Origin of the sequence: Streptomyces sp. NPDC006552 (assembly GCF_040611655.1) — a bacterium.
Taxonomy (GTDB): Bacteria; Actinomycetota; Actinomycetes; order Streptomycetales; family Streptomycetaceae; genus Streptomyces.
This window is the reverse complement of record NZ_JBEXOS010000122.1, coordinates 1-9496: the sequence shown is the minus strand read 5'-3', so window position 1 is coordinate 9496 and position 9496 is coordinate 1. Positions and strand designations below refer to the sequence as shown.

The 9496-nt window shown below is 71.5% G+C and carries 8 protein-coding genes and 2 pseudogenes; 6 read left to right on the top strand and 4 right to left on the bottom strand.

Features of this window, described 5'->3' with window-relative positions:
* A pseudogene (locus ABZY33_RS35430) lies at positions 1-416 on the bottom strand (DNA primase); the annotation flags it as partial.
* 756 nt (positions 417-1172) lie between these two features.
* Between ABZY33_RS35430 and ABZY33_RS35425 the strand changes: the two are divergent.
* Positions 1173-2717 carry an FAD-dependent monooxygenase gene (locus ABZY33_RS35425; RefSeq protein WP_356495833.1) on the top strand — a complete coding sequence of 515 codons (1545 nt, stop codon included), beginning with the start codon at positions 1173-1175 and terminating at the stop codon, positions 2715-2717.
* Here the strand turns inward: ABZY33_RS35425 and ABZY33_RS35420 are convergent.
* Positions 2710-3375: a ScbR family autoregulator-binding transcription factor gene (locus ABZY33_RS35420; RefSeq protein WP_356495832.1), complete on the bottom strand. Its 666-nt coding sequence runs from the start codon at positions 3373-3375 to the stop codon at positions 2710-2712. The two genes, ABZY33_RS35425 and ABZY33_RS35420, sit on opposite strands and share 8 nt — an antisense overlap.
* A 96-nt stretch (positions 3376-3471) precedes the next feature.
* On the opposite strand from ABZY33_RS35420, the gene ABZY33_RS35415 reads away from it, so the two are divergent.
* On the top strand, positions 3472-4377 hold the full coding sequence (locus ABZY33_RS35415; RefSeq protein WP_356495831.1) for an NAD(P)H-binding protein: 906 nt from the start codon (positions 3472-3474) through the stop codon (positions 4375-4377).
* On the opposite strand, the gene ABZY33_RS35410 is transcribed toward ABZY33_RS35415, so the two are convergent.
* Positions 4372-4941: a TetR/AcrR family transcriptional regulator gene (locus tag ABZY33_RS35410; RefSeq protein ID WP_356495834.1), complete on the bottom strand. Its 570-nt coding sequence runs from the start codon at positions 4939-4941 to the stop codon at positions 4372-4374. The two genes, ABZY33_RS35415 and ABZY33_RS35410, sit on opposite strands and share 6 nt — an antisense overlap.
* Positions 4942-5187: 246 nt before the next feature.
* On the opposite strand from ABZY33_RS35410, the gene abc-f reads away from it, so the two are divergent.
* Entirely contained in the window at positions 5188-6807 is a 1620-nt protein-coding gene (abc-f, locus tag ABZY33_RS35405) for a ribosomal protection-like ABC-F family protein (RefSeq protein WP_356495830.1), read from the top strand.
* A gap of 47 nt (positions 6808-6854) precedes the next feature.
* On the top strand, positions 6855-7511 hold the full coding sequence (locus tag ABZY33_RS35400; RefSeq protein ID WP_356495829.1) for a CatB-related O-acetyltransferase: 657 nt from the start codon (positions 6855-6857) through the stop codon (positions 7509-7511).
* 231 nt (positions 7512-7742) lie between these two features.
* Here the strand turns inward: ABZY33_RS35400 and ABZY33_RS35395 are convergent, their stop codons facing one another.
* Positions 7743-8621: a ScbA/BarX family gamma-butyrolactone biosynthesis protein gene (locus ABZY33_RS35395; protein ID WP_356495828.1), complete on the bottom strand. Its 879-nt coding sequence runs from the start codon at positions 8619-8621 to the stop codon at positions 7743-7745.
* A gap of 376 nt (positions 8622-8997) precedes the next feature.
* On the opposite strand from ABZY33_RS35395, the gene ABZY33_RS35390 reads away from it, so the two are divergent.
* Both ABZY33_RS35390 and ABZY33_RS35385 read left to right on the top strand, forming a co-directional pair.
* Positions 8998-9186 (top strand): acyl-CoA carboxylase epsilon subunit, encoded by a 189-nt coding sequence (locus tag ABZY33_RS35390; protein ID WP_356495827.1) that lies wholly within the window; start codon positions 8998-9000, stop codon positions 9184-9186.
* Between the two features lie 122 nt (positions 9187-9308).
* A pseudogene (locus tag ABZY33_RS35385) lies at positions 9309-9496 on the top strand (methylmalonyl-CoA carboxyltransferase); the annotation flags it as partial.

The following is a 9496-nucleotide window of genomic DNA, read 5'->3' as shown; positions in this document are numbered from 1 at the left end:
ATGCCCTGCGGCGTGCACAGGGCATACGGATCGGCATCCAGCCGGGCCGCGTTGAGGACCATCCCCGGCGCCGACTTCGCCTGCGTCAACATCGCACTGATCCCGGTCGTGCTCAGCGCCCGGCTGCGGTGCTGCTGGAGGGCGGAACGGGTGTACCGGCCGCGGGGATCGCTGGTGGCGAGGGACTCGGCGAGGTCTCCGGCCGCCCACAGGACCGTGTCGTCCTCGTCGATCTGCCACCGCGTCGTGTCCCAGCGATACCAGCCGATCCCCGGAACATGCCGGAAGTCGTCGGCGCGCAACCGCGCGAACAGCTTGGCGTTCCCTCGATCGGTGAGACTCTCCGGCAGCACGCCCGGCGCCGCAACCGGCTCCGTACCGAGTTCGAGCGGCCGCTCGACGCAGCGTGCACTCATATGAGATCCGCAGCACAGGCCGCTGTTCTGGCCCTTCCGCGCAGCTCAGAAGCCATGTCCGTCCCCCTGACAGCGATCCGAGCGACTCAAGCGACTCAAGCGACTCAGTGGCGAGCTCACAGCGCAGCTCGTTATATGGTGCATATCAGCTCATGTACGTGCAGCAGGCAACGGTCTGGTGTGCCAGGCAGCGACCGAAGCGACTGAACTTCCCGTACCGGCGGTTATGCGGGCCAGGGCGTGCCCGGCCCTCTGGACTCAGCGTCGCTTCAGTCGCTGATTCTCCGCATCGGATTGCGGACGCGGCCTTCCGCCGGGCGCCCGGATACCGGAACATCGTGCAGAGACACCCACGGACATACGCTCCCCCTGGCCGTTGTCACATGACCTTCCTCAATGACGGTCAAGATACCTACCACCCGGTTTTGTTTTCAAGTGGTGGCGCCTTCCGATCGGGCCGCGCGAGGCAGGAGCGAGAAGTCCTGGGCAGCCACGTGGGGCGAGTGGGGCGATTGAGTCTCCAGGGGTGATTTCCGGCAGAAGCGAAAACAGCAGAGCCGGTATGTTCTGCGCCCTCGGGTGGACCCTACCCTCCGTGGAACACTCGGTCGCACCGGGGCTTCGCGGCCCCCGGGGCCGATTCTTCCGTCCCCGTTGCAGAGAACCGTCCAACCGGTATATTTTCCGATTCGCAGTGGGCCGGGTCACACACGGCTGGGGAGCCGCTCCGCCCACGCGCATCAAGGGGGGAAAGCCGTGACAGGGAATGACGCGGAACCGCAGGTCGTCGTCGTGGGGGGCGGGCCCGTCGGGATGGTGGTGGCCTGCGAGCTGGCCGGGCGCGGGGTCCGCACGGTGGTCCTGGAGGCGCGGACCTCGGTCTCCCGAAGACCGAAGGCCACCACCCTGCACGCCCGGACGGTGCAGTGCCTCCAGCGCCGCGGCCATCTGCCCGCCCTCGCCGCCACCACCGAGACTCCGCCCCAGAGCAGTCCGTTCCACTTCGCCGGGATCCCCGGCCTGACCATCTCGGCGCCCGCCACCGAGCCCGATCCCCTCCTGAAATGTCCGCAGGCGGAGCTGGAACGCCTCTTCGAGGAGCGGGCCCGCAGCGCCGGGGTGCGCATCCTGCGGGGCCACCGCGTCACGGAGATCCGGCAGACGCAAGAGACGGTCCGGGTCGTGGCGCAGGGGCCGGTGGGGGAGGTGGTCCTCACCCCGCAGTACCTGGTGGGCGCGGACGGCGGCCGCAGCACGGTCCGCGCCCAGGCAGCCATCGACTCCCACTCCTTCCCGGCCACGGTCTCCGCGATGGCCGGTGACGTCCGCCTCCTGGAGACGGGCGCGCTGCGGCCGGGCTGGCACCGTACGCAGCGAGGCTGGATCATCGTCAAGGGCGTGGCGGGCGACGTCGTCCGGCTGCGCACCCTGAACTGCGGCGGGCCGCACCCCGACCGGCATCTGCCGCTCACCATCGAGGAGTTGCACAGCGAGGTCTCCTGGCTCGCCGGCCGGGACGTGGCGCTGGCGGAGCCGCAGTGGCTCAGCCGGTTCAGCGACTTCGCCCGGCTCGCCTCCTCCTACCGCGCGGGACGCGTCCTGCTCGCCGGTGACGCGGCCCACGTGCACTTCCCCATCGGCGGCCAGGGGCTCAGCACGGGCCTGCTCGACGGGCTCGACCTCGGCTGGAAGCTCGCCCTCGTGGTGCAGGGCGACGCGGGCGCGGGGCTCCTGGACAGCTACGAGAGCGAGCGCCGCCCCGCGGCCCGGCGGATCATCGACAACGCGCGCGCCCAGCTCGCCCTGATGCGGCCGGGCACCGAGTTCGACCCGCTGCGCGACATGTTCGCGGGGATGCTGGCCGGGGGGCCGTTCGGGGACGCGCTGGCGTCGATGGTCAGCGCCCAGGACACCGTGCTGCCGCCGCTCACCGGGCACCCCTCGCCGTACGAGGGCAGGTTCCTCGACAACGCGGTCGTCGAGACGGCCGAGGGGCGTACGGACGTGATCCGCCTGCTGCGCCAGGGGCGCCCGCTGCTGCTGCTCACCGGCGAGGGCCGCGAGGAGTACCGGCGCCAGGCCCGCGCGTGGCAGGGCCTGCTGCATGTGGTGCGGGCCGGGGCGACACCGGCGCTGCCCTGTGACGCGCTGCTGGTCAGGCCGGACGGGTACATCGCCTGGTCCCCGGGCGCCGCGGCGCTGCCGAGCGCGCTGGCGGTCTACTTCGGGGACGGGCGCACCGCGCTCCGGTCCCCTGTGCGCGCCGCGCCGGCCGGCGATCTCGCCGACGCGCTCAGCTGACCTCGGCCGGTTCCCTGGGCTCGGACCACTCCAGCGAGCGGGCGACCGCCTCGCCGCGGTCCGCGCCCATTTCCACCGTGGTCAGGACGGACGGATGCGCCACGCTCGGCAGCAGATGACGCAGCATGGCGGAGACCCGGACCAGCAGGTCGTTGTGGTCGCACATGGCCTGGGACATGGCCTGCACCCCGGCGAAGGCGCCCACCGCGACGTCCGCGGTCTCCGTCACCACGACCTGGGGGAGCAGCTCGCCCTGCTCGTACGCCTCCGAGAGCAGCTTGCGCACGATCTGGGACCAGCGCACGAAGGGCCCGCTGCGGTCCAGGCCGTGGGCCTGCTGGTCGAGCGAGAGGCGGACGCCCGCCCGCACCATCGGGTCCGTCTGCAGCCGGTACGCGTGCAGCATCACGGTGTCGATGAACTCCTGCACCTTGCAGGCCTGGTCCTGGACGCCGCCCTGCTGGTCCTGTTCGAGCAGGACGCCCTGGGCCAGATGTTCCTTGGAGGGGAAGTGGAAGTACAGGGCGCCCTTGGTGACGCCGGCCTCCCGGAGGATCTCGTTGATCGTCGCCGCCTGGAAGCCACGCGCCTCGAAGACCTTGGCCGCGGCGGCAAGGATCACCCTCCGTGTGCGGATGGCCCGGTCCTGCTTTGCCATGAAGGTCTCTTTCAGTCAGTGGATCTACCGCCAATAAAAACCGTCCAGTATGTATCTTACTGCTTCCAGGCAGTTCCCAGCGAGGAGGGCGACCTGATGATTCTTGTGACGGGGGCGACGGGCACGGTCGGCCGCGAGGTGGCCCGGCGGCTGCCCGCGGGACAGCGGGTCCGTCTGATGAGCAGGAATCCCGCCCCGCTCGGAGGAGCGGGGGCGGCCGCGCAGACCGTGGCCGCCGACTACGACGACCCGCGGTCGCTGGAGCGCGCACTGGACGGCGTGCGCACCGCGCTCGTCATCACCAACCGGGTGGGCGGCGACGACGACGCGCGCCTCGTCCGCGCCGCGCGGAGGGCCGGCGTGCGACGGCTGGTGAAGCTCTCCGCGGCGGCCGTGCTGGACCCCGGGGCCGTCGATCTCATCACCCGGTGGCAGCGGACGACCGAGGAGCAGTTGTGCGCCTCCGGCCTGGAATGGACCCTGCTGCGGCCCCGCGCCTTCATGAGCAACGCCCTCTCCTGGGCCTCCTCCGTCCGGGCCGGCCAAGTCGTCCGCGCCCTGAACGGGGCATCGGCCAACGCGTGCGTCGACCCGGCGGACATCGCCGAGGTCGCCGTGCGCGCCCTGACCGAGGAGGGCCACGCGGGAAAGGCGTACACGGTGACCGGTCCCGAGCCCCTCACGCCGGCCGAACAGACCGAACAGCTCGCGGAGGCGCTCGGGGTGCCGTTGCGCTTCGAGGAGCTGACGACGGAGCAGGCCCGCGCCGGTCTGGCCGCGCGATATCCGGCCCCCCTGGTCGAGGCGCTGCTGGAGAGCGCGCGGCGCCAGCGGGCCGGGGCGAAATCCACGGTGGACGGCACGGTGTGCTCACTGACCGGCCGTCCCGCGCTCACCTTCCGGAAGTGGGCGCAGGACCATCGGGACGCTTTCACCGCCGGGACGCAGAGCGGCCCCGCGCGCGCGGCCGGGACGGAGGAGCGGCTCCAGGCGGTTTCATGAGGGCGTTTCACAAGGGGGCTCGGCGAAGCCGCCGGCGGCCGCGGCGAGGGCGGCGGTTCGGGCCGCGTGGCCGGGCAGGCGCGGGTCGGGTGCCGAGCGCAGGAGCACCAGCTGGTGGTAGAGCGGCGCGGTCGCGGCGAGGAGCAGCCGCCGGGCATCGGTGTCCGCGGGGAGGTCGCCGCGCCGCACTGCCCGGCCGACGACGACCTCGCATCGGGTGTACCGGTCCTCCCAGAGCCGCCGTTGGGCGTCGGCGGCCTTCTCCGAGCGGAACGAGGCGGCGATGAGTGCCATCACGATCGGGGGCTGAGCGGTCAGGGCGGTCTGGATCTCCCGGTTGAGTGCTGTCAGGTCGCCTTCCAGGGAGCCGGTGTCCGGCGGCTGCCAGTCGTCGTCGCTCGCCGCGTCCAGTACGTCGGCGAGCAGGCCGCCGACGTCCCCCCAGCGCCGGTACACCGTGGTGCGGTGCACACCGGCGCGGGCGGCGACGGCGTCGGTGCTGAGCCCGTCGTAGCCGTGTTCGCCGAGCTCCGCGAGGACCGCGTCGAGGACCTGCGTACGCACCCGGGCGGTGCGGCCCCCGGGGCGGCGCCGGGCCGGCGAAGGCCCGGTGCCGGCCGGTTCCCGTCCGTGCTCCGAGGTCTGGGAAGTCGTCACAGGCAATCCGATTGATCAGGGGGACGGAGGCGTGGCACCATCTTAAAGCAGCAGCTGTCGTATTAGTGGAGTGATCGATGCTTCTCCAAAGCGTTCGCCCGGCCGCACGACCCCTGACGGTCGTCTCGTTCCCGAATGCTTTGGAGCCCCCGTATGCCCCCGCAGATCTCCGCGCTCGCTGTCAGCAAGTCCTTCGACGGCAGGCCCGTCCTTACCTCGGTGACCTGCTCGTTCGCCGCGGGCGAGCGCACCGGGATCGTCGGTGAGAACGGCTCGGGCAAGACCACCTTGCTGCGCCTGCTCGCCCGGCGGGAACGGCCCGATCAGGGCGAGGTCGTCCTCCAGGCCACCGGCGGCGCCGGATATCTCGCCCAGGACGAGCGGATGGAGCCGCGAGCCACCGTCCAGCAGGTCATCGACCGTGCGCTGAGTGAGCTGCGCGCCGTCGAGCGGCGCATGCGCCGCCTCGAGGCCGCGATGGCCGACGGCGATGAGACGGGCATGGCCGAGTACGGCGATCTGATGACCGTCTTCGAACTGCGCGGCGGCTACGACGCCGACGCGCGCGTGGAGCATGCCCTGCACGGTCTCGGCCTGGGGCTGGTGGGCCGTGGCCGCACCGTGGGCGGCCTGTCCGGCGGAGAGCGGGTCAGGTTGCGGCTCGCGGCCGTCCTTGCGGCCGCGCCGGAGGTGCTGCTCCTCGACGAGCCGACCAACCACCTCGACGACACCGCCCTGAGCTGGCTGGAAGACCATCTGCGCACCCGCCGGGGCACCACGGTGGCGGTCTCCCACGACCGGGACTTCCTCGAACGCGTCACCACCGGTCTCTTGGAGGTGGACGCCGACCGGCACGGCGTCGTCCGGTACGGCAACGGCTACACCGGCTACCTCGCCGAGAAGAAGGCCGCCCGGCAGCGCTGGGCCCAGGCGCACGCGCAGTGGCAGGCCGATGTCGACCGGCTCCGCGAGGCCGCCGCGACCACCGCCCGCCGGGTGGCCCCCGGCCGGGGGATGAGGGACGGCAACAAGATGGCGTACGACCGGGCGGGCGCCCGGGTGCAGCGGTCGGTGGCCGGCCGGGTGCGCAACGCCGAGGAACGGCTGCGCCGCCTCCTCAGCGCCCCGGTCCCGCCCCCGCCGGAGCCGCTGCGCTTCACTCCCGTACTACGGACCAGCGGCCCGCGCGGCGCCGTGCTCGACGCCACCGACATCGTCGTCACGGACCGGCTCGACCGCACGAGCCTGACCCTCATGGCGGGCGAACGCCTGCTGATCACGGGGCCGAACGGAGCCGGCAAGAGCACCTTGCTCCGCGTCCTGGCCGGGGAGATCACCCCCGACGGCGGCGGTGTCACCCGCCGCGGGCGGGTCGGCCACCTCCCGCAGGAGCCGCGACCCGGGGAGCCGGACGAGACCGTCCTGGCCGCCTTCGCCCGTGGACGGCCCGGTCAGGCCGCCGGACACGCCGAACACCTGCTGTCCCTCGGTCTGTTCGACCGCGAACACCTCACGGTGCCGGTCGGCCGGCTGTCCACCGGGCAGCGGCAGCGGCTGGCCCTGGCACGGCTGCTCAGCGAGCCGTCGGACGTCCTGTTGCTCGACGAACCCACCAACCATTTGTCGCCCGCGCTCGCCGAGGAGCTGGAGACCGCCCTGAGCTCGTACGACGGCGCCCTCGTCGTCGTCAGCCACGACCGCCGGGTACGCCGGCGCTGGCAGGGCGCTCACCTCGCCGTGCGGGCGACGGCGGCGTCCGCCGCCGGGGACTGAGGTCCCGGCAGACCCGTGCACACCCTCCAGGAAGGAAACATTTCGTGATGCCACCTGTTCCCGCCGACCCGAACGTGGTCCGTCCGATGCCCGGGCAGCCGCGGGTGGTCCTGCTGAAGCCGCTGGTCACCTCGCCGCTGATCGAGGTCGGAGAGTTCTCCTACTACGACGACCCCGATGACCCGACCGCCTTCGAGACCCGCAACGTGCTCTACCACTACGGACCCGAGAAGCTGGTCATCGGGAAGTTCTGCGCGCTGGGCGAGGGCGTGCGATTCATCATGAACGGCGCCAACCACCGCATGGACGGCCCCTCGACGTTCCCCTTCCCGATCATGGGCGGTTCCTGGGCCGACCACTTCGACCTCGTCACCGGCCTGCCCGGACGGGGCGACACCGTGGTGGGCCATGACGTCTGGTTCGGTTACCGCTCCACGGTGATGCCGGGCGTCCGCATCGGCCACGGAGCGGTCGTCGCCGCCGGCTCCGTCGTCGTCGACGACGTCCCCGACTACGGCGTCGTGGGCGGCAACCCCGCCCGCCTCATCCGCCGCCGCTACAGCGACGCCGACATCGACCGCCTCGTCTCCCTGGCCTGGTGGGACTGGCCGCTCAAGGACATCACCGCGCACCTGCGCACGATCATGTCCGGCAGCGTCGACGACCTGGAGAGCGCCGCGGCCGGGGGCAGTTCCCGCCGGTAAACAGGCTGGATCCGAGTCGTGTCGTCCCGCTTTTGTTCGCTACGCGGTCCTGGTCGTCATATACCAGTGTCCAGTTCATAACAGCTTCGCCGGCGACCGATTTGCCGCAACGTCTGCCTTTGGCCTCGATCACTGATCAGACCGGCGGGCCGGGACCTGCTTTGCGACCGGTGTCCGCGCCAGGACAGCGGGGCCCGTTCCGCGTCTTTCCGGGCCCCGCGCATTTCCCGGTCAGACGGTGCGGGATTCCATCGTCACCGTGGACGAGAAGGCGAGTTCACCGTTCTGGGTGCCGGTGACGAGGACGCGCGTACCGTCGCCGGGAATGCGCCGTGCCTCGATGAAACTGGGTGTGTCCAACTCGATGTACCGCGTGAAGTCGCTGACGAGAGCGAGCGGCCGGGCGCCGGTGCCCACCGTCGCGATCGACGCCTGCCGTACCGCCTCCAGGAGCAGCATTCCCGGCACGTGGTCGACGGGGTGCTCCATGAGTACCGGGTGGCGGGTGTCGAGCCGCAGCTGCCAGCGGCCCTCGTCCGGCGTCGCCGACAGGACGACGTCCGTGGGGGAGACCCGGCCGACGGTCTGCGGCGCGATCGGCGCCGTCAGCGCCAGCGGCCGGACGGAGCCGACCACCCGGCCGCCGCGTACGCGCTGGTAGACCTTCGGGGCCATGCAGGTGAAGCGGGCACTTCCCGTCGCGGCCACGTGGCCGTCGCGGTACATCACGACGTCGTAGCGGAAGCCCGCGAGCGTGCTGTTGCGGCTCTTGACGTCCCGGCAGACGACGTCCAGCTCCAGGGTGGCGGGGGCGCCGCCGACCGCGAGGTGCTCGGGGCGGGTCTCCAGCGTGAGGTCCCACATGACGAACTGGAAGCCGAGCGGAACATTGAATTCCGCGTGCGCCAGCAGCAGTCCTGCCTGACGGAGCGTCTCGGCGGCGATCAGCGGATCGTGGCGGCCGGCCACGGGGGCGAAGAAGCCGTGTATCCGGGGCCATTGGGCGGACACGGAGAAGCGCAGGTCATCCTTGCGGCGCCAGTCCGTGAGCATCACCTCGGCCACGCCCGCCCGGTGGACGAATTCCTTGGGCACGGTCGTGGTCAGCATGGAATACCGCGGGAGGGCAGAGGAACTGGTGGACACCGACAGGCCGTTCGTGCTGTGTGCCGTGCTGGGTATCGCGCGGTTCATACGAAAGGTCTCTGTGGACACGGATTCCCCCTGTTTTTCGCGGACGCTTTGGGCGGCAGTGGCGCTCGTCGGTAAAGATACATACCAGCCGGTTTAATTTCCAGATGCTTTGAATGATCGAGTGAAAGTCGGGCCCCGCACGGCCGGAGAGCCCCCGCGACCTGGGGCGGGGTGGGCACGGAACCCGGTGGGACGCTGTGGAGTTCTGCCGGATCTCCAGCGACGTTGTAGTGGCTCTTGAGCGATCCGGCGCACCGTCGGTCCACAGTGAACCGACGGGATGGAGGCCGGGATGCGTGACGGAGAGTGTGTGCTGCGGGTGGAGCGCGGCCGGGCGGACCCCGATGAACTGGCGGCCGTCGCCGCGGTGTTGTTCGCGCGCGGCCGGGCCGGACGCGCGGCGCTCGAGCCGGTGAGCGTGCGGCGTCCCCGGCCGTGGCGGCCCGCTCCCGGTTACTCGGCCCCCGGAGCCTGGCGCTGACCAGAAGAAATGGGGCCGGGAGTTGCCTATAAACCGCACGCGCGGTTTGTTACAGTCTCTCTGCGGCCCTCGGTGCGACCTCCTTGGCCTGGTCGCGGAAAGGGACGGGAGTGGAGATGGCGATGGTGACGGCTCCGCCGCCGATACCGCAGCCGGGCGGCGCCCGCGGGCGCGTGGCCGAGCTGCACGCGATCCGTGAGCAGGCCCTGCGCGGTCCGGGCGACAAGGCGACCGCGGCCCAGCGGGCCAAGGGCAAGCTGACGGCGCGTGAGCGTATCGCGCTGCTCCTGGACGAGGGGTCGTTCACGGA